Below are 24111 nucleotides of genomic sequence, written 5' to 3' on the forward strand. Positions count from 1 at the left end.
TTGAGGAGGCAGTATTCGTGAAAGTTTTATTTATTGGAGATATTGTAGGAAATGTAGGTCGTAAAGCGCTCAAGGAAAATTTGCCTTACCTGAAATCGAAATATAAACCTCATGTCATCATTGTCAATGGGGAGAATGCAGCAGCAGGGCGCGGCATTACAGGTGCCATTGCAAACGAATTTTTTAATTGGGGTGTGCATGGCATCACGCTGGGCAACCATACTTGGGACAATAAGGACATTTTTGATTTTATAGATGATGAACCTCGCATGATCAGACCTGCAAACTTCCCACCAGGTACACCGGGCCGCGGATATACGGTGGTCAAGGGCGAAGGCAAGGAACTTGCCATTGTGAACCTGCAGGGCAGAACGTTCCTGCCAGCGATTGATTGCCCATTTCGTGCAGCGGACGAGATTGTAGACGAGCTGCGCAAAAACTATAAGTGTATTCTGGTAGATATGCACGCAGAAGCAACTTCGGAGAAGATTGCCATGGGATGGCATCTGGATGGGCGCGCCTCCTTTGTTGTAGGTACACATACCCATGTGCAAAGTAATGACGAACGGATTCTGCCTGGAGGCACAGCGTATTTGACAGATGCAGGCATGGTAGGACCACGTGATGGCATCCTTGGAATGGAACGTGAGGCGGTGCTGCGCAAGTTCTATACCCAGCTTCCCGTGCGGTTTGTCGTCGATGACGGGAAGTGGCACTTCCATGGTGCTGTTGTTGATATTGACGAAGCGACCGGGGCGGCAACGCGCATTGAGAAGATTCGTTTGATGGAAGATGAGTGGCGCATGGAATAGGGGTATTGTCCCATTTTGCCAGGCAACTCTGCTAAAAAGAAGGAATTTTTTTGCCTCCCGCGAATAACATCTAGTAAGTGGAAACAAACTTTCAACATTCCCAGGGAGGTACTTACCATGGATGTATTAAAAGTTTCAGCAAAGTCCAACCCTAACTCTGTAGCCGGCGCTCTTGCAGGAGTTCTTCGTGAACGTGGAAATGCTGAACTGCAGGCAATTGGAGCGGGAGCACTGAACCAAGCCATTAAAGCGGTAGCGATTGCCCGGGGATTTGTAGCACCAAGCGGAGTTGACCTGATTTGTATTCCAGCTTTTACAGACATTGTGATTGACGGTGAGGACCGAACGGCCATCAAGCTGATTGTGGAGCCCAGATAATACATGTATCAAGCGTATGCATGAGCCTGTTTACGAATGAAGTAGACAGGTTTTTTTGCGTTATTTTCAGACATTCGGCAGATGAATGGGGTAATTTACAGTTAACAGGGGGATGAGAGATGTCGAGAAAGAACTGGCGTATAGCTGATTTTCATTGTGATGCACTGAGTAAACTGCTGATGAAGCCTGAGCTTTCATTCGAGACTGCTTCTGAGCTGGATGTGAATTTGCAGCAAATGCACGAAGGTGGAGTAAATCTGCAGGCGTTTGCGATTTATTTACCCGAGGTGCTGGGCCGAGGCAAGTTTGAACATGTGATGGGACAACTGGAGCTGTATCGTAAAAAGGTGGAGTACAGCGCAGAGCTCTCCAGTGGGGTTCAAACGCTGCTTTGGCGAGAACAGGTTGTACAGATTCAACGGGATGCGGAAAGCAAACCATGGGGCCTTATTACGCTTGAGGGTGTGGATGGGCTTGAGGGCAACCTTTTTTATCTCGAACTGTGTTTTCAGATGGGCGTGCGCATCGTTGGGCTCACTTGGAATCACGCGAACTGGGCTGCGGATGGCATTATGGAGAAGCGCGGAGCGGGTCTGACTGCTAAAGGCAGGGAACTGGTGCATCTTTGCAACCGGACGGGGATGCTGCTGGACGTATCTCATTTATCGGAAAAAGGGTTCTGGGAACTGGCCGATTTGAGCGAACGCCCCTTCATAGCCTCTCATTCGAACAGCTACAATGTATGCCCGCATGTACGTAATCTGAAGGATGATCAGATCCAGGCTATCATCGCGAGAGAAGGACGCATTGGTCTGACCTTTGTACCCTGGTTTGTCCGGGAGGAGGAGAAAGTCCGTATAGAGGATTTACTGCCGCACATTGAGCACATCTGTTCACTTGGCGGGGCTCATCACTTGATGATGGGTTCAGATTTTGACGGAATATCTGTGAAAATTCAAGGGCTGGAAAATGCGGGATGTTATCCTAAGCTGACTGAAGTTTTACTGAAGCACTATGACGAAGCTCTTGTGCACGGATGGTTATGGGGGAATGCGATGCGGTATCTGGGGGAACACTTGCCAGAGAGAAGACCATAAGAGACTTAAAATGGAAAACCTATTGATAAAATAAGTGTATTTCATGAATTTTCAAGCAGTTCGTTTTCATTTCACGATAAAAAGGAGTATAATACCACTTGGATTGTTAAGAGCCTGTCTACGGGCCATAGATAAACAAGGAGTGAATTTAGGATGAGTAAAACAGTACCTGTGGGCGTATCTGCCCGACACATTCATGTATCCCAAGAGCACGTTGATATTTTATTTGGCAAAGGTTATGAACTGACTGAATTTAAACCACTGTCCCAGCCAGGCCAATATGCTGCTAACGAAACAGTAGCGGTCATTGGTTCCAAGGGGCAGTTTGATAAAGTGCGTATTCTCGGCCCTGTTCGTCCTGAAACACAGCTGGAAATCTCCATGACAGATTCTTTTGCCATTGGTGTTAAAGCACCTGTGCGTGAATCCGGAAGCATCGAAGGTACACCAGGCATTACAATCAAAGGACCAGCAGGCGAAGTAACAATCGACAAAGGAGTTATTGTTGCGGCTCGTCACATTCACTTCCACACGTCCGATGCTGCTAAATGGGGCATTGAAGACAAACAAATGCTGAAAGTACGTTTGGGTGGAGAACGCGGTCTGGTACTCGAAAATGTACTGGCTCGTGTATCCGACTCCTTTGCACTGGATATGCATATTGATACAGATGAAGCCAATGCTGCGGGCGCACGTAATGGTGACACAGCTGAAATCATCGACTAATTGACCTTAGACTACCTTTCATCAGTGCAGGCTGTATGAGGGGGAATCCCAAAGTGTTTGAAAGAAACCTGAGTGTTCTGGTGCAGACAGTTCTTTTGTTGAACTGCTCTCCAGGCTGCTCAGGTTTTTTGGTATTGAATGGCTCTGGTTTTTTGTTGTGTAAACGAAGGGGCATTTTGTTGCGGAAAATGGGATAAGCAGAGTATTCTGCCGGCAAAACTGATAAGGCAGCAGCGCTGTTTGCAGGTGGAACTGCAGCCCAATTCATGTTATAATTTGCTGTAATGCTCTTTTGATGCATGAGAATTGAAATGCTTGCAAAACAATGAAGAATTGAACGCTTTTTATGAATAGAGGCTGTAAGGAGTGACCGAAGGAAATGGCTAAAGACTCAAAAAAGGATTACTCCCAATATTTTGATTTCTCCGATGCCAAAGTAATTTCGCAAGATGAATTCAGCAAAAAAATTAGAATTCGTGGCCGTGAGATTAATATCAAGGCGGAACCGAACCATCGTCAGGAGAAACAAAGGGGCAAGGAAGATATTCAGGTTCTGTATGACACTGCCGTTCCTGATGAACTCAGGTCCATCGGAAAGGGCAAGCGTTATATCGTATATACCTATGGATGTCAGATGAATGAGCATGACTCAGAGACGATTAAGGGCTTGCTCGAAACGATGGGGTATGAAGCGACAGAGGATCGCAAAGAGGCGGATATTATTCTGCTTAACACTTGCGCGATTCGTGAGAATGCAGAGGACAAGGTGTTTGGCGAGCTGGGTCATATGAAAACGCTAAAGCTTGAAAACCCGGGCCTGCTGCTCGGAGTATGCGGATGTATGTCTCAGGAAGAAGGCGTCGTTAACCGGATCATGCAGAAGCATGGTTTTGTTGATATGATCTTTGGTACACACAATGTACACCGTCTGCCATACCTGATCCAGGAAGCGATCTTCAGCAAAGAGATGGTTGTTGAGGTATGGTCCAAGGAAGGCGACATTATCGAGAACCTGCCGAAAAAACGTGAGGGCATGCGCGGCTGGGTGAACATTATGTACGGCTGCGACAAGTTCTGTACATACTGCATTGTGCCGTTTACCCGGGGTAAGGAGCGCAGCCGCCGTCCAGAGGACGTTATTGCGGAAGTGAGAGAGCTTGCCAGACAAGGATTCAAGGAGATCACACTGCTGGGTCAGAATGTGAATGCGTATGGTAAGGACTTCACAGATCTGAAGTACAGCTTCGGTGACCTGATGGACGATATTCGCAAAATAGATATACCGCGTGTACGCTTTACAACAAGCCACCCGCGTGATTTCGATGATCATCTGATTGAAGTGCTTGCCAAGGGTGGCAATTTGGTGGAGCATATCCACCTGCCAGTACAATCAGGAAGCACAGAAGTGCTTAAACGTATGAGCCGGAAGTATACCCGGGAACACTATCTGAATCTGGCAGCAAAGATCAAAGCGGCTATTCCCGACGTTGTTTTGACGACCGATTTCATCGTGGGCTTCCCTGGTGAAACGGATGAGCAGTTTGAGGATACTCTTTCACTAGTCCGTGAGGTTGGTTATGATTTTGCATATACGTACATCTATTCTCCACGCGAAGGCACACCTGCAGCAGTGATGGAGGATAATGTTCCGATGGAAGTGAAGAAGGAACGTCTGAAACGCCTGAACGAAACGATCAACGAGTACAGCCACCGCAGCAATGAACAGCAGCGCGGCAAAATTGTTGAAGTGCTTGTAGAAGGCGAGAGCAAACGAAACTCGACAGTTCTGGCTGGACGTACGCGCAGCAACAAGCTGGTGCATTTTGAAGGGCCTAAAGAATTGATCGGTACGTTTGTGCAGGTGGAAATTACCGACCCGATGACGTTTTATATTCGCGGCAATTTGCTTACCGAACCCGTAGCCGCTAATCAGTAGGAAAAGAGCTGACTATAGGGGCGAGTACCCAAGCCGTACTATACAAAACTCACCGAACAGGATGAGAGTTTCAGGTTCAATATCATGGTTTGGATTTTGGCTTGCTGTAGCGGAGGGGAAGGAAGCGATTCTGAAGAAACGAAGTGTTCGCCTTTATCCGCGGATTTTCCCCTTTGAGAAGGGGATCAGAAAAAAATCCGGGGATAACAGCGATCGGAAGAACGATCCGAACCCGAAGCGTCTACTCAAGTCGGACTATACAAAACTCACCGAACAGGATGAGAGTTTCAGGTTCAATATCATGGTTTGGACTTTGGCTTGCTGTAGCGGAGGGGAAGGAATCGATTCTGAAGAAGCGAAGCGCTCGCCTTTATCCATGGATTTTCCCCTTTGAGAAGGGGATCAGAAAAAAATCCGGGGATAACAGCGATCGGAAGAACGATCCGAACCCGAAGCGTCTACTCAAGTCGGACTATACAAAACTCACATAACAGGATGAGAGTTTCAGGTTAAATATCAGGTTTGGACTTCGGCTTGCTGTAGCGAAGGGGAAGGAAGCGATTCTGAAGAAACGAAGTGTTCGCCTTTATCCGCGGATTTTCCCCTTTGAGAAGGGGATCAGAAAAATCCGGGGATAACAGCGATCGGAAGAACGATCCGAACCCGGAGCGTCTACTCAAGCCGAAGTCCAAACATAGGGTTTTAACCGCATTCTCATCATATATCATCTCATACGAATGGAGCGATCTCAGTGGCGCAGGAAGAAGTGCAGTACAACCATTATGGAATGCCTACCTACGATACGCGCAATCTGGTTATACGCGACGACATTATGGGAAAGGCCAAAGAACTGGCGGACATGCTCGGAACGAGCGAGGAAGTGAAGCAGTTCCAGCAGGCGGAGGCCAAAATTCGAGATCATGAGCGCATTCAGCAATTGATTGCAACGATCAAGAAAAAGCAGAAGGAAATTGTTGCTTTTGAAAGCTTCAACAATAGTGCGATGGTTAGCAAAATTGAGCAGGAAATTGATGAATTGCAAAACGAACTGGACAGTATTCCTTTAGTGACGGAATTCCAGCAAAGTCAAAGTGATATCAATTATCTGCTTCAGCTTGTCATTTCTGTCATTCGGGATACAGTATCCGAAAAAGTCAATGTCGAAGCCGGAACGGATTCACCTCCAACCAGCTGCGGTTAAAAGAACGGAAGGGTGCGGACGCAGTCCGCGCCTTTTTTGACATCGGCGGGCTGAGAGGCACGCATCAGGTAAACTAATCGAGTTCAGGTACGGAGCGGTGATCATCTGCACACATCAGAAAGATTGAAGGGTCATGCTCCACGCTGTGGGGTTATTTGGTTTTGGGTACGTGTGGCGCATGCAGAGGCATACAATACATGTGAAGACAGTACACGTATTAACGAATAAATATAATGACAACTAGAGCTGGTCAGACAACAAGCGGCAAAAGGAGAAATGAAACATGAGCATTTTGGACAAAATGGTGAAAGACGGAGACGGACGTTTTTGGGGATTTCTTGGATGTCGTTATATTAAAGGAAGTAACCAAGAGGTTCAGATTGCGCTCACAGCGGGCGAGCAACATACCAATTCGATGGGCATTATTCATGGTGGCGTGCTGACCTCATTGATGGATCAGGCGATGGGAATGGTCGCCACAGCAGCGATGGAGGTTGATGGTTGCGTAACAACTAACCTGAATGTGCATTTTCTTGCGCCGATGAGGCAGGGTGAATTAATCGTAACGTCGAGTGTGCTGCATCAGGCAGGACGCAGCATCACAACTCAATCCGAGGTGCGGGATGAATCTGGTACGCTGGGATGTATGGCTACAGCCACATTCCGTGTAGCAAAACCGAGAGGTTGAAGACAGAAATTTGAATCATCGGTTGACAAAAAATATTATTATGTCATAATGAGATTATCAAAATGAAAATAGTCGGTGGTGCCCATGAGCGAAAATAACAAACATGTTAACACGGAACCAGATCAGGATGAAATGGAAGCACGAAACTACAGCTCCAAGAAATATCGCACCCCGGATGGGGTTCCAGCGGACATCGTTATGTTCACGCTGACGAAGAGGGAACGCAAGACGGTAACGAAAACCCTCCCGATTCGGGAGTTGAAGGTTATGTTAATTAAACGTAAGGGCTGGCCTTTTGCAGGGCGATGGGCATTGCCTGGTGGTTTTTGCCAAGAGAATGAGTCCATATACGGCGCAGCAAAGCGAGAATTGATGGAAGAAACCGGCGTTGACGGTGGACACCTGGAGTATCTGAACGTGTATAGTCAACCGGGACGTGACCCAAGGGGCTGGATCATCTCACACGCGTTCTTCGCTCTTGTAGAGGAATGGATGCTTGAACACCGGCAGGCAGCGGATGATGCCCAGGATGTCGGATTGTTTACCATTCAAGAAGCGCTGGAAGAGCTTGAGCTGGCTTTTGATCACAGAACGATCATTGAAGATGCGTACAGACGGATACAGCAGCAGATGCTGGAGACCACGATTGCGAGACAGTTTCTTCCACGTGATTTTACGTTAAGTGAATTATATCAGGTTATCCAGAGTGTGGTGCCGGATTTCGAAGAGCCTAATTTTATTCGTAAAATTACTTCAACACGCAGTCGTAAAGGCATTGTCGAGGAAGTGCGTGATGAGGAGGGCAATCTGGTCAGCTCCAATCAATACTCTCAGCGCCCGGCACAGCTGTACAGGTTTACAGAGCTTGTACCACGTTTATCAATTTACACGTAAAACACGGAAAATGCATTCAACCATATTCAAAACCAAGGGAGTGTGGACGATGAAAGCATTAATTGTTATTGATTTTACCCGGGATTTTGTTACAGGTGCGCTGCCTGTAGGTCAGCCTGCGGTGGATATTCAGGAGACGGTTGCGGCGATTACGGAGGCATACTGTAATAACAAAGACGAAGTCGTGATGGCTGTAGACCTGCATGAAGCCAATGATCCGTACCATCCGGAAACAGTGCTTTTTCCACCTCATAACATTCGCGGTACGGAAGGCAGAGCGCTGCATGGCCGTTTGGCCGAGGTGATGGAGAAACGCAAAAGCGAGATTCGGTGGATGGATAAAACGAGATACAGCGCGTTCTGCGGCACAGACCTGGAACTCAAGCTGCGTGAACGAGGTATCACGGATATCGCACTGATCGGGGTATGTACGGACATATGTGTATTGCATACTGCTGTGGATGCCTATAACAAAGGATTTCATATTACGATTTATGAAGATGCCGTAGCGAGCTTTAACCCGGCAGGGCATGACTGGGCGCTTGGTCATTTCCGTTCCAGTATGGGTGCACAGGTGGTTAAGGCAAGTGAAACGATATTGGCCTGATTCGTCAGCGAGTATTGCGGTGTAATCAGCTTTAAGCCCGTCTTCAGGTATGTACCTGGAGAGCGAGCGGAAGTCAGAGAGGATGAGACAAATGCAGACAACAAGCCTGGCTTTACATACGGATAAATATCAGATCAACATGATGTATGCGCACTGGGTTAATGGTACACATAAACGGAAGGCGGTATTTGAAGCCTATTTCCGCAAGCTTCCTTTTGGCAACGGATATGCCGTATTTGCCGGACTGGAGCGTATTGTGAATTATATCAGCCAGCTTCGCTTCACGATGGAGGACATCAAATTTTTATCCAAACAACCAGAGAATTATGATCCGGTCTTTCTGGAGGAATTGCTTCAGTTCTCGTTCCAGGGAACGATTCATTCCATGAAGGAAGGTGCAATTGTTTTTCCTGACGAGCCGCTTATTCGGGTTGAAGGCACCATTATGGAGACACAACTGGTCGAGACGGCCATCCTGAACTTTATGAATTACCAGACACTCATCGCTACAAAGGCTTCCCGCATTAAACAGGTCGCACAGCAGGATACGCTGCTTGAGTTTGGAACACGTCGTGCACAGGAAGCGGATGCTGCCATCTGGGGCGCACGAGCTTCGTATGTAGCCGGATTCCATGCCACATCCAATATGCTCGCAGGTGAACAGTTTGGCATTCCGACAGCGGGCACACACGCACATTCCTGGGTGCAGAGCTTTATGACCGAGCAGGAGGCGTTTGATGCGTATGCAAGAGTGCTGCCGGATCAGGTGACGCTGCTGGTGGATACGTTTGATACACTGAACAGCGGTGTTCCACATGCGATCAAAACAGCGAAATGGCTGGAGAGCCAGGGCAAAAAGATGAACGCCATTCGTCTGGATAGCGGTGACCTGGCTTATCTTTCTATTCAGGCTCGGCAGATGCTGGATGAAGCGGGACTGGATTATGTGAAAATCGTAGCCTCGAATGATCTCGATGAAAATACCATTTTCAACTTGAAAGCTCAAGGTGCTCGAATCGACACATGGGGTGTCGGTACACAATTGATTACCGCCTCAGACCAGCCATCTTTGGGCGGTGTATACAAGCTGGTAGAGCGTGAAGTGAACGGCGAGATGCTACCAACGCTGAAAATATCTGCGAATCCCGAGAAGGTATCCACTCCAGGCAAAAAAGAGGTTTTTCGGATCATAGATCCAAAGCATGGTAAAGCGATTGCAGATTATATCTGCTATCCGGGCGAAGAGCAGCCGCTTCAAGGCGGACCGCTCAAGCTGTTCAATCCGCTGCACCCTTACCTCAAAAAGACGGTTACCCGCTATGAAGCGGTGAATATGCTGGAGCCGATCTTTGTTAATGGTCGCAAAGTATATGAACTGCCTACGCTCGATGAGATTCGCGCATACCATAAGGAGCAGCTGAATTTGTTCTGGCCGGAGTACCAACGGAAGCTGAACCCGGAGATTTACCGTGTGAACATCAGCCCGGCGGCATGGAATATGAAGCAGAAGCTGATTGCTGAACATGTGAAATCTAACGAAGAATAGATGAATGAACGGATCTACAGCATACATCCAGAAGGCATAACCAGTGCAAACGAAGACTGGCTTATGCCTTTTTCATATGAACAGGATATGAACCAGGCTAGGCGATAAGTACACCACCTCTGCAACAATGACATGTGTGCAGCTTCATAGAGGTTTGAGGCAGGATGAGGTATATTATTTCTCGGGAAAGCGCAGGAAACGTCAAATCCCGCCACATTCCGAAATACGTTGCCGATATGCTTGAATTCGGCCAGATTATCTTGAAATATGTATTTAAAAGATGGAAGGCGATATACAGCTCCTTGAGATGATCTTGTTTCAATCTGCTGACAGCAGGGGATGAAAAGGGTGAGGAGGGATGTGTATGAGATACATACTTTGGCTGCTCTGGCTTGCTTTTATCGTGTATGCACTGTTCATGGCGCCGGGAAATTCCCCGGGGAATGATCCGATATTTAGGGAGCTGCTTACATTGCAAAGCAGGGAGCCCTGGCTGCTAACCGTGTTTTCGTGGTTGGGTATATTCCCTTGCATTTATGCCTGTCTTTTGCTGCGAAAATCAGTGAAAACCCGAGGCGCCGTAAATGGAAAACTTGTTCCTGCCTGGCCTTTTGTCCTGTTTTCTTTCGGGCTGGGTGCATTTGCATTGCTGCCCTACTATGCGTGGACTTCGCCTTCGCGAACAGGGTCGGCTTATGAAGCAGATGTTGGTGAACGCACGCTTGCTGCTGAACGCGGCAAGACGGGCATTGCACGAGTGGCTGCAAGCAAACTGACCCATCTGGTACTGCTGTTATTAACGCTGGGTATGGCTTTTTATGCTGTAAGCCAGGGCAATCCAGAACGTTATGCAGAAGCGTTCAATCAATCCTCGTTTGTAAATATTATGACGATTGATTTTGGGGTACTAACGCTGTTGTCCACCCTTGCAATCCTTCGGGATGCCAGAGATAACAGGCGTACAGGCTATTGGGCCTGGTTGGGTTTGTTGCCGCTTGCAGGGCCATTGTTATATTTACTTGCAGAATTTGAACAACCATAAGGAGAGGATACAGATGAAAGAGCAATTTCAAGCTTATGTGATTCGCAAACATGACCAAAAGGGAGTTACCGCCAGCATAGAGCAGCTGAAAAAGGAGGATCTTCCGAACGGTGATGTTACCGTGCAGGTGCGCTATTCCAGTGTGAATTATAAAGATGGCCTCGCAACAGTGGAGAAAGGCGGGGTCGTTCGTCAGTATCCGATGGTGCCCGGCATTGATCTGGTCGGAACGGTTGAAGAATCGGTGAGCGGAAGGTTTGCACCTGGTGATCGGGTGATTAGCACCGGCTTTGAACCCGGTGTATCTCATTACGGTGGCTACAGTGAATATGCCCGTTTGCAGAGTGAATGGCTGGTGCCTTTGCCACAAGGCTTGAGTGAGCAGGAAGCGATGGCCATAGGAACAGCTGGCTTTACTGCAGCACTCTCAGTGGATGCCTTGATCCATGCGGGCATTACGCCGGAGATGGGCAAAATTCTGGTTACGGGAGCAACTGGCGGGGTAGGCAGTATGGCGATAGCCATTCTTGCCAAGCTTGGTTATGCAGTGACTGCAAGCACGGGGAAAAAGCAGCAGGAAGAGGCCCTTCTTCGCAGTCTGGGAGCAGCTGAGGTCATTTCACGTGAAGAAGCGGATGCACCAATCAAGGGAGCAATGGGTAAACAGCAGTGGGCAGCTGTCGTTGATCCGACAGCAGGTCCGGCACTCGCAGAGCGATTAAAGCAGGTGCAGTACGGAGGGGCGGTTGCGGTATCTGGCCTAACCGGAGGCAGTGGTTTTGAGTCAACGGTATTCCCGTTTATTTTGCGGGGCATTCAGCTGATCGGGATTGATTCTGTATACTGTCCAATGGCAAGGAGAGAACGAATCTGGACCAAGCTGGGTGAAGATTGGAAACCGGATCGGGCGCTTGCACTGGGTGTTCAGGAGATTACACTGGAGCAGCTGCCGCATACCTTGGAGAACATATTAAAGGGTGGGGCAGTCGGTCGTACCGTTGTGCGAATCGGCTCCGAATAGTTTGTTTGGAATAAAATGTTTATCTCTTAGACATGCTAACTCTACCTGAGAGAGTCACGCTGCTGTGGCTTATGGAAAGGGAGATGTGCATGTTTTCGAATATGGATAGCAATGGCAGTCAACAGGGAAAAGCAGGAAAAGGCCGAAATGAGAAGATGGGCAGGCTGGGTCTTGCGTGGTTTAATGTAACACGGATCATGGTCGTTGGTGGAGTCGTGGTGATCTGCGCAGCCGCTTTGACCGCCTGCACAACATCGTCCATTGAACAGGAGCGAAAGCTGTATAATGGTCAAGCAACCACGGAAGGCAATTTTCGAGCCAAACAGCAGGGTCATGGTTTAAACGGTGCATTAGCACGAGAACTGACTGCAGGTTTCGATGCGAAACACATTAAACTGATGAATAACATGTTCGAAGATGATGGCGATGGTGGCATGACCTACATGTATTTATTAAACGGCAGTGCAAGGCATATTATCAAAGTGCATATCTATCGCGATGCTCAAACCAGGGCTGAACGCATGGAGGAAATGTATGGCGAGCGCCGAGATCATGCGGTTCTGGAAAATGCAATGGGCAAAACCACAATTCGCAGCCAAGGACATGTATCCTTTGTTTATACGGCTTCCGGCGGAGAGAAGGATGTGTATGAACGGGATGTGATGCAAGTTTTTGGGCAGGTGCTCGGTCAATTAGGCCAAAATAAATAAAACGACAAACCCGTCTGATGTTTCAGACGGGTTTGTATATTTCACGCATGACATGGCGCAGCTCTGGCAAAATAATGCGTTCCATCGCCAGTTTGACGGCCCCGCGGGAGCCTGGCATGGAAAACACAGCTGTCCGTCCAATCGTTCCCGCAACAGCCCGGCTCAGAATAGCGGCAGAACCGATATCCTCCGTAAAGCTGAGGTATCGGAAAATCTCTCCAAACCCCGGCAGCTCCTTGTCCAGCAGCGATGAAACAGCCTCGTATGTGGTGTCTCGGGAAGCTATGCCTGTCCCTCCGCTCAGCAGCACGGCTTCAATATCCTCTCGTACAGAAGCGTCCTGCAAAATGCTTTGAATTTGCTCTGTCTCATCCGGTGTAATGATATACTCCACTACGTGATAACCGGATTTCTGCAAGAGCTGATTCATCAGCTGACCGCTGGTATCTGTTTCTTTGGTGCGTGTGTCCGATACAGTAACAATCATGCAGGCTACCGTTGGCGGAGCCTCCTGCCTGTGCTGTTCGACTGAATTGGCCATATCATAACCTCCTTGAATACACATGTCCTCATAGCATAGACCATTCATGTGAATCAGGCAATGGAGTATTGCTGACGGGCGATTGGAACGAGCATATTGCAGAACATTTGACGAATAGTGTACACTCCCTAGATAGAGTAGGCTCAGATTCAGAATTTTCATGATTGGCAGAAGGGTGTGTAAAGAATGAATACGATTGTAGAAAAAGAACAAAGCATTCCTGTATATATATTGTCAGGCTTTTTGGGAAGCGGCAAAACGACGTTGCTCGTAAAACTCATCGAACACTGGAAACAGCAGAACCTGCGGCCCGCTGTCGTAATGAACGAGCTGGGTGAGGTAAATCTGGATGGTCAGATCGTGGATGAAGCTGTACCGATGACAGAGATGCTGGGTGGCTGTATCTGCTGCACGGTGCGTGGCGATCTGGGACTTCAGCTGGCTGATCTCGTTCAAGAGGAGTCACCGGATGTTATTGTCATTGAAGCGACAGGTGCTGCGAATCCGATGGAGATTCTGGATGCTGTAACCGAAACTTCGCTGTACATGCGTCTGGAACTGAAAAGTTTGATCACCGTGGTAGACGCGGCGCATCTGTCAGGATTGTACTCGGAGCAGAAGGGCAAAACCTTCAAGCTGATGCAGGAGCAGATTCGCTGTGCATCCGTGCTGCTGCTGAATAAAACGGATCGTGTGCAGGCACAGGAGCTTCAGGAGCTGGAGCAGCTGCTGAACAAGTGGAATGGCTTTGCCCCCGTCATTCCTACGATCAGATGTGAAGTGAATATGGAGCATTTGCTTCATAGCGGTACTGACGTTCACATCCAGCAGTCCGCCGAAGCGGGTGGTGCATCTGAATCAGAAAAAGCAGCCAAGTCTCATGTGCATACAGAAGCTTGCCATACGCATGGATGCAGCCATAACCATGACTATGCGGAAGGGCATCTCCATGAGCAGTCCTCTAAGCCTCATGCTTCACATGAGCATGTGATGGTTTACACGCATTATTTTAAGCAGCCCGTGAACAGCGAGGCCTTTGAACAGTTTGTGGCGGCCTTGCCACGTGACATCTACCGGGCGAAGGGCATATTATCATTTAGCGATACGGCCAGTCGTTTCTGGTTTCAGTATGCTTATCGAGAGTCCGATTACATGAAAATTACACCACAGGGTGATGTACCAAATGTTGCAGTGTTTATCGGTGAACATTTTGATCAGACACGTATTCGAGAGCAGCTGCTGGAACTGGAGGCCGTAAGTATCACCGAATAAGCTAAGAGAACTAAACCACGAATGTTCTCAAATAACACGACAAAAATGTTCAATTGATGGTGTTAAGAAAGCTCTAAAATAACTGCGATACAAACGCTCTCAAAGAACCGACTAGTAAAACTTATGGTTCAAAGCTCCTCCGTATTGGGTATTAGGAAGCATAGCAAACTTTGCCTGGGAGGTAACTTTAAATGACACAACAACAATACCAACAATGTATCGATGCTTGCCTGGAGTGCATGAATGCTTGCAACGTATGTTACATATCCAGCTTGAAAGAATATGATCTGGCGATGCTGCGTGATTGCATTCGCGTGAACCGTGAATGTGCAGATATATGTGCATTTGCTGCACAGGCGATGACACGCGGCAGTGAGTTTATCGGTGAGATCTGTGAGTTGTGTGTGAAGGCATGTGAAGCCTGCGCAGCAGTATGTGGAAAACATGAGCATGATCATTGTCAAGCCTGTGCGGAAGCGTGCCGTAAATGTGCGGAAGCTTGCCGTTTAATGGCTGCTGTGGCCTAATCTTTATTTTAAAACGTACGGGTTCCTGCCATTGAGCAGCATACAGGTTGCCAAGGCAGACCAGGATATGTATAATGATGTGAAATGAATGCAATACAGCAATATCAGTGATCGGGAGAGTAGCCCAGATTCAACCAGACAGCGAGCCGGGGCAGGTGTAAGCCGGTATGGGATGAAATGAGTGAACCGCACCCGTGAGATGGTTATCCGAAGCCGTATATGTTCTCCGAGAGCAGAGATCTATGGACCTGAGGGTAATCCCGGCATGCAGCCGTTATTTGCACCGAGCGGATCAGTTATACTTGGCATGCAGCCTTATGCAATTCAGGTGACTGTTCACTTAGAGTGGTACCGCGGGAACTGTTCACACAGCTCTCGTCTCTTGTTGAAGAGACGAGAGCTTTTTTTGCGTCTGGCGATGGGAGCATGACAAAACTGGAGAAGGAGTGTTTGATGTGTTGATGAAACAGGCAGCAGCCCGGATTGCACCGTTAACCGGGCTTGCACAGGAAGACGTGTTAAAACTAATGGAGGTGCCTCCGCAGGAGGCGATGGGAGATGTGGCATTTCCCTGTTTTATTCTGGCCAAAACGCTCAAGAAAGCACCTGCCGTTATTGCAAGCGATATTGCTGCGGCACTACAAGCCGAAGGTCTGGATACTGAAGCTGCGGGGCCTTATGTCAATATTCGTTTTGACCGGGATGTACATGCTGCTCAAATGCTTGAGGAACTGGGCAGCGAGACTTTTGGAAAATTGCAGCTGGGTCAAGGAAAACGTGTTGTCATCGATATGTCTTCGCCTAACATTGCCAAACCTTTCGGCATTGGGCATCTGCGCTCAACCGTTATTGGAGCAGCATTGTACCGTCTCTATAACGAGGCAGGCTATACATCGGTCAGTGTGAATCATCTGGGAGACTGGGGAACCCAGTTTGGCAAGCAGATTGCAGCGTATAAGCGGTGGGGCAGTGAGGAAGCACTGCAGGCTGATCCGATCCGTAATTCACTAGAGCTGTATGTTCGTTTTCATGACGAGGCGGAGCAGGACCCTACCTTGGAGATTGAGGCACGGGACTGGTTTCGCAAGCTGGAGCAGGGTGATGAAGAAGCACAGCGCTTATGGTCCTTTTTTGTGAAGGTGAGTATGCAGGAATTTAACCGGATGTATGAGCGTTTGAATGTGACATTTGACCATACATTGGGCGAGAGCTTTTACAATGACAAGATGGGTGCGGTAGTTGAGGAGCTTCAAGCCAAGGGGCTGCTGGAGGAAAGTGATGGCGCGCTCGTCGTAAGGCTGGATGAAGAGAACATGCCGCCTTGTCTTATTATCAAGAAGGATGGAACAACGATCTATCCTACCCGTGATTTGGCGACAGCGATTTATCGTCATGATGTGATGCAGGCGGATAGGTTGGTATACGTGGTTGGCGGGGAGCAGAAGCTTCATTTCAACCAGGTGTTTACGGTGTTGTCCAAAATGGGTCACGAATGGGCAGCGAAATGTGAACATATTCCGTTTGGACTGATGCGGTTTGAAGGGCGCAAAATGTCTACACGCCGGGGCAAGGTGATCTTTTTACAGGAAGTGCTGGATGAAGCCGCTGCTCGTGCCCTGCAGATTATTCAGGAGAAAAATCCGAATCTGGAGAACCCTGAACAGGTGGCCGAGGCTGTGGGTGTCGGGGCTATCGTCTTTGGGGATCTGCGCAACAACCGGCTGAACGACGTTGACTTCTCCTTGGAGGATGCCGTGAGTTTTGAAGGGGAGACCGGGCCTTATGTGCAGTATACACATGCGCGGATTCAAAGTGTGCTCGCTAAAGCTGCGGAGACAGGTACACAGGAAGGTGCAGAGAACAGCAGTGGGGCTATAGCAGGCGATACCTCATGGTCACTGCTGAAATTACTATGCGATTATCCGGCTTATCTGGAAAAAGCAGTACTTCGCAGCGAGCCTTCCGTTATTGCCAAATATACGATTGACGTTGCTCAAGCCTTTAACCGCTTCTATCACGCGGAGCGGATTGCAGATGCAGCACCTCATGTGAAAAGCTTCCGGGTGAAGCTGGCGAAATATACGGCGGAACGTCTGGCGTACAACTTGTCTTTACTTGGCGTGCAGGCTCCCGAGCGGATGTGATGTGCAGCGAGGGGAAGTGCGAGGTTAAACGCTGCCCGTTTCCTTCAGCTTGAATGTTGAGTTCTGTTTGGGTACGATAGAGGCAGAATAAACATTCAAGAGGAACGGATGGAAAGGAGCGCTCGCAAATGCAAAACACCGATTTCCAGAGTGGTCTCATGCTGGACAGCGAACACTCCAGAGAACTGTTTGCCTACTATGGCTTGGCTGTATATTATGGACAAGCGCTGGAACAGCAGCTTGTTAATCTCATTCTGCTAACCAAAATGTCTCAGGGCAAAGTGGTGACGGAGGAAGAGTTAGAAGAACTGTATGAACGGAAGATGAGCAGCTCTTTGGGACAGCTGATTCATGAGGCACGTCATCATTTTACGTTCTCGGAAGAGGAAACGGACAGGCTGAATGAATTGTGGCAGCAGCGCAATCGGATCGTGCATCATTATTTCAAGGAACGTATTCATGAAACCTTCAGTCCGGAGGGCCGCTCACGTATGATCAAGGAACTGGATGACTTCAAGGAACGGGCTCAGGAACTGGAGATCACACTCCAGCAGTATACAGGTGCCTGGATTGCAGAACTGGGTCTGAATGCTGAATCGGCAGCTGCATGGGCTGCTCTCGAACGCATGCATGCTGCGAGTCTGGAGGAGCAGGAGCAGGAAAAGGAACGGGGTCTGGGTGAGCCATAATGGAACGAAGTCATGATCTTAGGCCGGGCAGTGCACTTTGGATGAAAAGCAGATATTTCGGGGTATACCAAAAACCCGTTCTGACAGTATGCTTGAAGGCTGCTGCGCAGAGCGGGTTTGTTGTATTTATTCAAATGTATATGTGCAGGCAGGGGAGGTTAAGCCTTCCCACCTGCGAGCGATGCCGAAGCTGTACCGAAGGCGTTCACGGAATGAGCCGAGTCGTCAATGACGGCTTCCCCTTGAGCACCTTGCTGCAACTGATACATCCGGTAATATCGGCCTTTGAGCTCCATCAGTTCATGATGTGCACCTTGCTCCACAATTTTGCCGCGATGCAGGACTAGAATTTGATCCGCGGAGCGAATGGTTGATAGACGGTGAGCGATGATGAAGGTGGTACGTCCTTTTTTCAGGACCTCCAATGCGTTCTGAATCAATGCTTCTGTCTCCGTATCAATGTTGGCGGTGGCTTCATCCAGAATAAGAATCGCCGGATCAAAGGCCAGTGCGCGGGCAAACGAGATCAGCTGCCGTTGTCCGGCAGATAACGTTGCGCCTTTCTCGACAACCGGCTCGTCAAAGCCCTGCGGCAGATGAGCCAGAATTCGTTCAGCACCCACATCACGCAGCGCCTGCTCAATGCGTTCACGAGAGATCTTTTCATCGCCTAGACTGACATTGGAAGCGATCGTGCCTGTGAATAGATACGGGTCCTGCAGCACTATGCCCATATGCTCCCGAATCCACTGTTTCGGCAGTTCCTTGACATTTTGTCCGTCAATCGTAATCTTGCCTTTTTGCGGATCATAGAACCGGAAGAGCAGGTTGATGATAGAGCTTTTGCCTGAACCGGTATGACCGACCAGAGCCACTGTCTGCCCTTGCGATGCCTTGAACGAAATGTTGTTCAGCACATAGTCTTTTTTATAAGCAAACGATACATCGTCAAACACGACATCACCTTTATATCTTGGCATCGAGCCATCCGTCACGGGTTCTCCCTTTTCGTCCATCAGCTCGAATACACGTCCGGCAGAGACCAGAGAGGAATCCAGATTCGCAAGCTGGTTCACCATGCCGATAATCGGCTGGAACAACCGACCGAGAACATCAACAAAGGCATAGAGTACACCAAGTGAGATGATGCTTGTGCCCGTAATGGCACCTGTCCCGAAGTACCACAGAACAACCGCAAAGGCAATATTCCGAAGCACGTTAACGAGATTATGGGAGGTAAAGGCGTTCAGGTTGAGCATTTTGTTCTGATGTTTCATATAATCTGCATTCAGCTCTTCGAATTCCTGGCGGGTTTGCTTCTGGCGCCGGAAGACACGAATGATGGACATGCCCTGAATGGATTCGTTAATGATGGCATTGATCTCACTCAGTCGTGAGCGAATGATCGTGTTATATCGAGTAGCAAATTTGCGATAGAGCACAATCCATGCAATAAGCATCGGCACAACAAACAGCGATATTAGACCGAGGCGAACATCGAGCAGGAACAGAGCGATATATACCCCTGTAATTGTAATGATGCCTGAGAAAAAGTTGGATAACACGGCGACAAAAAGATCTTTGACCGCCTCGGTATCATTTGTAACCCGGGATACGACCTTACCTGCCGGCAGATTGTCAAAAAAGTTCACTGGCAGCCGCTGAATGTGTGCGTACACATCATTGCGAAGCCGCTGGATGACCTTGTTGGCAGAGGATTGCAGCCAGAAGGTTTTACCAAACTCCATAATAATGGAGATCACAAGAAAGATCAGGTAATACACAATCAATTGATAGATGCCCGGCATCTCGGGTTTGTAAAAACTAAACAGTTCACCAGCGGACAGCGGAGCAGCCGCGTATTTCCCAACGACTTCACCTGAGCGAGTCACGGTTAACGTTCCGTCTGCATAGGTGCGGTCGCCGTCAGGAGAGCTGACAGGCTCGTTTACAAAATAAAAGCTTTTGCCGGCTTGCAGCACCCGCACCTCGGCTCCTTTGGTTTCGTCTGATGCAAACAAACCTTCACGTTTATAAAGTTTTCCTTGATAGACCGCAGCATCCTTGGAAGAAGCGGTCTCATAGAATGGCTGCTCGATGGCGAGCAGATGATTATCAATCATGGATTTGGCGATAAAGGGGCCGGCAAGTTCTGCCGCAACACCAATCGTCAGCATGATCAAGGCAGCGATAAATGTGCCTTTGGCTTTCAAGGCATACTGAAGCAGCCTTTTACCTGTATTAGACTTCAATGCGTTGACCTCCTACGTGGACAGATTGGACTCCACCTGTTGCCGTTCATATTGTTCACGGTACCAGCCGTTCTTGGCGAGCAGTTCCTGGTGAGTGCCTTCTTCCGTAATTTTCCCGTGCTCCAGCACGATGATCCGATCGGCATGTTCTATGGCGGACAGGCGGTGAGTCGAGATCAGCGTTGTTTTACCCGCACGTTTGCTGCGAATATTTTCAATGATTTTGGCTTCTGTTCGTGCATCAACCGCGGACAGGGCATCGTCTAGAATCAGAATGTCCGGATCAGCAATAAAGGCTCGTGCCAGAGATACCCGTTGTTTCTGTCCGCCTGACAAGGCAATGCCTTTCTCGCCTACAAGGGTATCGAGGCCGTCAGACAGTGTGCCAAGATCACCGTCAAAGGCAGCGGTACGAATGGCCTCCATAATGACGTCATCCGAAGCGTCCGGTTTACCAAACTGAATGTTCTGGCGAACAGATTTGGAGAACAGAATTTGCTCTTGCGGTACGTATCCAATCCAGCTGTGCAGATCATCTTTGGCAATATCCTCAATGGAGTGTCCCGAAATGCTGAGTGTGCCTGAACCGGTCGGATATTCATGCAGCAGCTGCTTCAGAAGTGTGGATTTACCACTTCCTGTACGTCCTACAACGCCAAGTGTCTGCCCGCGCTGGAGCGCAACGTTGATATGGCTGAGATTATCCACGGTTGAGCTTGGATAGCGGAATGTCACATCTTTCATCACAATTTCATTCGGCTTCGTAATATGAACAGGCTGTTCGCGATCCTGCACAGCGGGTTCAACCGACAAGGTTTCATTCACCCGATCCAGGGAAGCGCTGCCGCGCTGCATCAGATTAATTAATTCGCCAATGGCAAACATCGGCCAGATCATCATCCCCAGGTACATGTTGAACGATACGAGATCCCCCAGGGTAATTTCATTATGAAAGACAAGATAAATGCCGTAGGCAAGTGCGATGACATAACTGAGTCCTACGAATAACCGAATCGTCGGCTCGAACAGCGCATCCATACGGGCAACCGCCAGATTTTTGCGATAAACATCTTCCGTCACATCCGCAAAGCGTTTCTCGTCCAGTCGCTCCTGAACGTACGCGCGTACAACGCGGATGCCAGCAATCGATTCGAGCACCTGATCGTTCATGTCGCCGAAAGCATCCTGTGCCAGTGTATAACGCTGATGCACGGCTTTACCGTAGATCATCATGGCAATCGCGATAAAAGGCAAGGGGAGGATGGCGGCCAAAGTCAGTTTCCAGCTGACCAGGAAACCCATGGCGAACAGCACAGTAAGCAGAAATGCTGTCGAGTCTGTCAGGGTAAGCATACCGAAGCCTGCGGTCGTTGCAATGGAACGAAGATCGTTGGTGGCGCGAGCCATCAGATCCCCGGTTCTGTTTTTTTCGAAAAAGGGAGGTGTCATCCGCAGCAAATGGTCCATAAAGCGGGAGCGCAGCAGGCGCTCAACCAGGTTGGCTCCGCCAAACAGTTTGTGCATCCATATGTACGTTGTCAGATAGATCAGGATAACCGTCCCGAGAATCAGCAGAATGTAACGGGTTAATGAAGCGCTTGTAATGGAGCCGCGCACGATTTCATCGATGGCGTTCCCTAACAGGCGCGGGGGCAGTAGTTCGGCAATGCCCACCAAAATGAGCAAAATGACACCAATCAGGTATCTTTTGCGTTCCAGCCGGAAGAACCAGGCCAGGTTTTTAAGTACAGAGAACAAGTGTTATCCCTTCCTTTCGTTATCCAAGAAATGCAGTCTTCGTTCAAAATAACAGTTGAAATCTGTTGCAATGCACGTTTATCTCACTTTTAACCCACAAAAAAAGACACACCGCACGCAGGCGGTATGTCTTGATTTCTTCATACGGCAGCATGACTCCGAGAGCAGAGCCACCGCCGTACATAAGATTATAATGAGCAAACTTCACAAGGGTCTTGAAAAAGACACCTGAAGTGCTGTCTTATGAACGAAATAATGATTTCGGGGATACTCCGGTATTTAATTGTGTGTGAATATGAACCAGCTTATGTCTGTTAAACACCGTAATCACCCTTTCTTGTTAATGGAAATTAATGCAATGTAGACCTCGTATGTTTGCATCTTACCACCGCGTTTTACGATCTGTCAAACATTTTTCACAAGATAATATGCCTGTGTATGATTTACAGGGTTTGTGTTCAGGACGCTCTAGCGATATGATGTAACATATATATACAGAAGGAGCTGACAGCATATGAGTACCATACATGTATCCGAACAAGCTGCTCGTTGGTACAAAGAAGAATTGAACCTGAATGAAGGAGACAGCATCCGCTTCTTTGCAAGATACAGCTCTGGCGGAGGTCTTCACCCGGGATTTTCGCTCGGAATTGCCGTGGAAAAGCCAAAACATCCTGCCGAACAGACGGAAGTATCCGGCATTCAGTTTTTTATGGAGGATCACGATTACTGGTACCTGAAGGGGCATCAGCTGCATGTTGATGTCGTCGATGAAGGTCATGACATTGAATACCGTTACACAGAAGTGCAGTAGAAACATATAACAGTTCAAACACTAGGCGTGTCTGAACACTCTGAAGAAAGCCGATTTGGCCGAATTTTCGTTCCAAGCCAGAAATTTTCCCGCAGGTGTTAAGGGCATGTCAAGGGAAAGTGACGTAGCAGGGAGCGAAAAGGGGTAAAAGATGCACTTTAGTAGGTTTCAAGACACGCCCTAAACAACACAGAGCAAGAAACCAAGGCAATCCAAAGTAATCTATAAAAATTCAAAGCAACCCGACGCAACTCGAAGGAACCCACCGTAACCCAAAGAAATTCAACGTAACCCAACGTAACCCAACGTAACCTAAAGCAATTCAAGACAATCCAAGGCTATTCGAGGCTTATACATGGCTACCTCTCTTCTGGCATCAGCTAGATGATTCTAACGATCTCAGGAAACGCTATTTGCATGTTTTTTAACTCTTTTGAATTCTAACGATCCGCACAGGCCTTATTTCCTGCCAATGGACTGTTTTAATGCGTTTTAGCCCATTGGCAGAGAGAATAAGGTTCCTGGGAATCGTTAGAATCGGAAACGGCTAAAAAGTGTACAATTAAGGTTTCTGGTGATCGTTAGCCGGTGAATTACTTTGAAAGATCGACAACACCTCAGTGATTGACGTTGGACCTGAATTGGAGCAGAGTTGAGATCACAATCGAATAGAGGCTGGCAGGGTTCGAACAGGACTTGAACAGGACTTGTCGAACCGGGATCGTTTTATATTTTGCCGAAGCAGCTTGAGCAGCATTCTTTATAGCTGATGGATTTGGTTCAATCGACACAGAGTTGTTTCCGTTCCGAAACTCGTAGCCATCATACATTTTAGCCCGGACCAGGACTGTATTTCATTATGGTTGACCACCGTCTTTTACTGGAAGGAGGGATGAGGAGTGAATCTGCCAGCGCGAGATATAGGCCAATATATTGCCAAGCGGGCAAATATTGTAGTCAAAGCGGCTATTATGGCTGCAAATGAACAGGGTGAGCTGCTGCTCATCCAGCATGCCGAACAAGGGCATTGGCGTCTGCCTGTTGGAGAGATGCGTCCTGGTGAGACGATTGAGGGGGCTGCACATCGTGAGCTTTGGGAAGAAACAGGATGGACAACGGATTTCATGACCTTTAGTGCGTTATATTCTGGCCCGGAGCTGCGACAAGTGCATGCCAACGGGGATGAAGAATATGATGTTATTGCCCTGTTCCATGCCCGAATCATTCAGGATGATCTGGTGGAGGCAAGAGTGAACAGCGATGCGGGATTGAAGTTTTTCGACCCGGCCTCACTGCCGGCTATGAATGGAATCAGTCAAACCCTGCTGGAGCGTTCAGATCTTGCAGTACAAGCGCCAGATTGAAAAATCTATGCTCAGATTCAGGTTTGAGAAATTGGTCAGATCTAAGATTCTGAGATTCTAAGTTACTGAAATCTGAATATATCAAAGACCTC

22 protein-coding genes are annotated in these 24111 nt (G+C 48.4%); 19 read left to right on the top strand and 3 right to left on the bottom strand.

Features of this window, described 5'->3' with window-relative positions; genetic code table 11:
- The first annotated feature begins 17 nt into the window (after positions 1 to 17).
- The 13 genes from IEW26_RS16710 to IEW26_RS16770 all read left to right on the top strand — a co-directional run bounded on the left by IEW26_RS16710 (position 18) and on the right by IEW26_RS16770 (position 12658).
- On the top strand, positions 18 to 812 hold the full coding sequence (locus IEW26_RS16710) for a TIGR00282 family metallophosphoesterase (protein ID WP_184180348.1): 795 nt from the start codon (positions 18 to 20) through the stop codon (positions 810 to 812).
- 117 nt (positions 813 to 929) lie between these two features.
- Positions 930 to 1190 carry a stage V sporulation protein S gene (locus tag IEW26_RS16715; RefSeq protein ID WP_007430104.1) on the top strand — a complete coding sequence of 87 codons (261 nt, stop codon included), beginning with the start codon at positions 930 to 932 and terminating at the stop codon, positions 1188 to 1190.
- 119 nt (positions 1191 to 1309) lie between these two features.
- Positions 1310 to 2287: a dipeptidase gene (locus IEW26_RS16720; protein WP_188593147.1), complete on the top strand. Its 978-nt coding sequence runs from the start codon at positions 1310 to 1312 to the stop codon at positions 2285 to 2287.
- A 153-nt stretch (positions 2288 to 2440) separates the two neighbouring features.
- A complete protein-coding gene (pduL, locus tag IEW26_RS16725) occupies positions 2441 to 3013 on the top strand; it encodes a phosphate propanoyltransferase (RefSeq protein WP_111268734.1) in 573 nt (190 codons plus the stop codon).
- Between the two features lie 379 nt (positions 3014 to 3392).
- A complete protein-coding gene (gene miaB / locus IEW26_RS16730) occupies positions 3393 to 4949 on the top strand; it encodes a tRNA (N6-isopentenyl adenosine(37)-C2)-methylthiotransferase MiaB (RefSeq protein WP_111268733.1) in 1557 nt (518 codons plus the stop codon).
- Positions 4950 to 5736: 787 nt separating this feature from the next.
- The gene (locus IEW26_RS16735; RefSeq protein WP_253298943.1) at positions 5737 to 6150 is read left to right on the top strand and encodes a YlbF/YmcA family competence regulator; all 414 of its coding nucleotides are present in this window, start codon (positions 5737 to 5739) and stop codon (positions 6148 to 6150) included.
- A 283-nt stretch (positions 6151 to 6433) separates the two neighbouring features.
- On the top strand, positions 6434 to 6838 hold the full coding sequence (locus IEW26_RS16740; protein WP_188593148.1) for a PaaI family thioesterase: 405 nt from the start codon (positions 6434 to 6436) through the stop codon (positions 6836 to 6838).
- A 132-nt stretch (positions 6839 to 6970) separates the two neighbouring features.
- Positions 6971 to 7732: an NUDIX hydrolase gene (locus IEW26_RS16745; RefSeq protein WP_110894007.1), complete on the top strand. Its 762-nt coding sequence runs from the start codon at positions 6971 to 6973 to the stop codon at positions 7730 to 7732.
- A 49-nt stretch (positions 7733 to 7781) separates the two neighbouring features.
- Positions 7782 to 8339, top strand: a complete 558-nt coding sequence (locus IEW26_RS16750) for a cysteine hydrolase family protein (RefSeq protein WP_188593149.1) — start codon at positions 7782 to 7784, stop codon at positions 8337 to 8339.
- Positions 8340 to 8430: 91 nt separating this feature from the next.
- Complete coding sequence (locus IEW26_RS16755; RefSeq protein ID WP_145402741.1) at positions 8431 to 9885, top strand: nicotinate phosphoribosyltransferase; 1455 nt, start codon at positions 8431 to 8433, stop codon at positions 9883 to 9885.
- A 364-nt stretch (positions 9886 to 10249) separates the two neighbouring features.
- Positions 10250 to 10927 carry a hypothetical protein gene (locus tag IEW26_RS16760; protein WP_188593150.1) on the top strand — a complete coding sequence of 226 codons (678 nt, stop codon included), beginning with the start codon at positions 10250 to 10252 and terminating at the stop codon, positions 10925 to 10927.
- 13 nt (positions 10928 to 10940) lie between these two features.
- Positions 10941 to 11948, top strand: coding sequence for an oxidoreductase (locus IEW26_RS16765; protein WP_188593151.1), 1008 nt, complete (start codon positions 10941 to 10943; stop codon positions 11946 to 11948).
- 89 nt (positions 11949 to 12037) lie between these two features.
- The gene (locus IEW26_RS16770) at positions 12038 to 12658 is read left to right on the top strand and encodes a hypothetical protein (protein WP_188593152.1); all 621 of its coding nucleotides are present in this window, start codon (positions 12038 to 12040) and stop codon (positions 12656 to 12658) included.
- A 22-nt stretch (positions 12659 to 12680) separates the two neighbouring features.
- On the opposite strand, the gene IEW26_RS16775 is transcribed toward IEW26_RS16770, so the two are convergent.
- The gene (locus tag IEW26_RS16775; protein ID WP_188593153.1) at positions 12681 to 13199 is read right to left on the bottom strand and encodes a MogA/MoaB family molybdenum cofactor biosynthesis protein; all 519 of its coding nucleotides are present in this window, start codon (positions 13197 to 13199) and stop codon (positions 12681 to 12683) included.
- Positions 13200 to 13385: 186 nt separating this feature from the next.
- Here IEW26_RS16775 and IEW26_RS16780 point away from each other — a divergent pair, with 186 nt between their 5' ends.
- The 4 genes from IEW26_RS16780 to IEW26_RS16795 all read left to right on the top strand — a co-directional run bounded on the left by IEW26_RS16780 (position 13386) and on the right by IEW26_RS16795 (position 17831).
- On the top strand, positions 13386 to 14471 hold the full coding sequence (locus tag IEW26_RS16780; RefSeq protein ID WP_188593154.1) for a CobW family GTP-binding protein: 1086 nt from the start codon (positions 13386 to 13388) through the stop codon (positions 14469 to 14471).
- Between the two features lie 191 nt (positions 14472 to 14662).
- Complete coding sequence (locus tag IEW26_RS16785; protein ID WP_111268956.1) at positions 14663 to 14998, top strand: four-helix bundle copper-binding protein; 336 nt, start codon at positions 14663 to 14665, stop codon at positions 14996 to 14998.
- Positions 14999 to 15453: 455 nt separating this feature from the next.
- Positions 15454 to 17142, top strand: a complete 1689-nt coding sequence (gene argS, locus IEW26_RS16790; protein ID WP_373288491.1) for an arginine--tRNA ligase — start codon at positions 15454 to 15456, stop codon at positions 17140 to 17142.
- A gap of 128 nt (positions 17143 to 17270) precedes the next feature.
- A complete protein-coding gene (locus IEW26_RS16795; RefSeq protein WP_145402736.1) occupies positions 17271 to 17831 on the top strand; it encodes a hypothetical protein in 561 nt (186 codons plus the stop codon).
- Positions 17832 to 17989: 158 nt separating this feature from the next.
- Here the strand turns inward: IEW26_RS16795 and IEW26_RS16800 are convergent, their stop codons facing one another.
- The gene (locus tag IEW26_RS16800) at positions 17990 to 20083 is read right to left on the bottom strand and encodes an ABC transporter ATP-binding protein (RefSeq protein WP_188593155.1); all 2094 of its coding nucleotides are present in this window, start codon (positions 20081 to 20083) and stop codon (positions 17990 to 17992) included.
- Positions 20084 to 20095: 12 nt separating this feature from the next.
- Positions 20096 to 21841, bottom strand: a complete 1746-nt coding sequence (locus tag IEW26_RS16805; RefSeq protein ID WP_188593156.1) for an ABC transporter ATP-binding protein — start codon at positions 21839 to 21841, stop codon at positions 20096 to 20098.
- A gap of 514 nt (positions 21842 to 22355) precedes the next feature.
- On the opposite strand from IEW26_RS16805, the gene IEW26_RS16810 reads away from it, so the two are divergent.
- On the top strand, positions 22356 to 22655 hold the full coding sequence (locus IEW26_RS16810; protein WP_184180381.1) for a HesB/YadR/YfhF family protein: 300 nt from the start codon (positions 22356 to 22358) through the stop codon (positions 22653 to 22655).
- Positions 22656 to 23554: 899 nt separating this feature from the next.
- On the top strand, positions 23555 to 24019 hold the full coding sequence (locus IEW26_RS16815) for an NUDIX domain-containing protein (protein WP_145402733.1): 465 nt from the start codon (positions 23555 to 23557) through the stop codon (positions 24017 to 24019).
- The last annotated feature ends 92 nt before the right edge of the window (positions 24020 to 24111 follow it).

Origin of the sequence: Paenibacillus silvae, from assembly GCF_014639235.1 — a bacterium.
Classification (GTDB): Bacteria; Bacillota; Bacilli; order Paenibacillales; family Paenibacillaceae; genus Paenibacillus; species Paenibacillus silvae.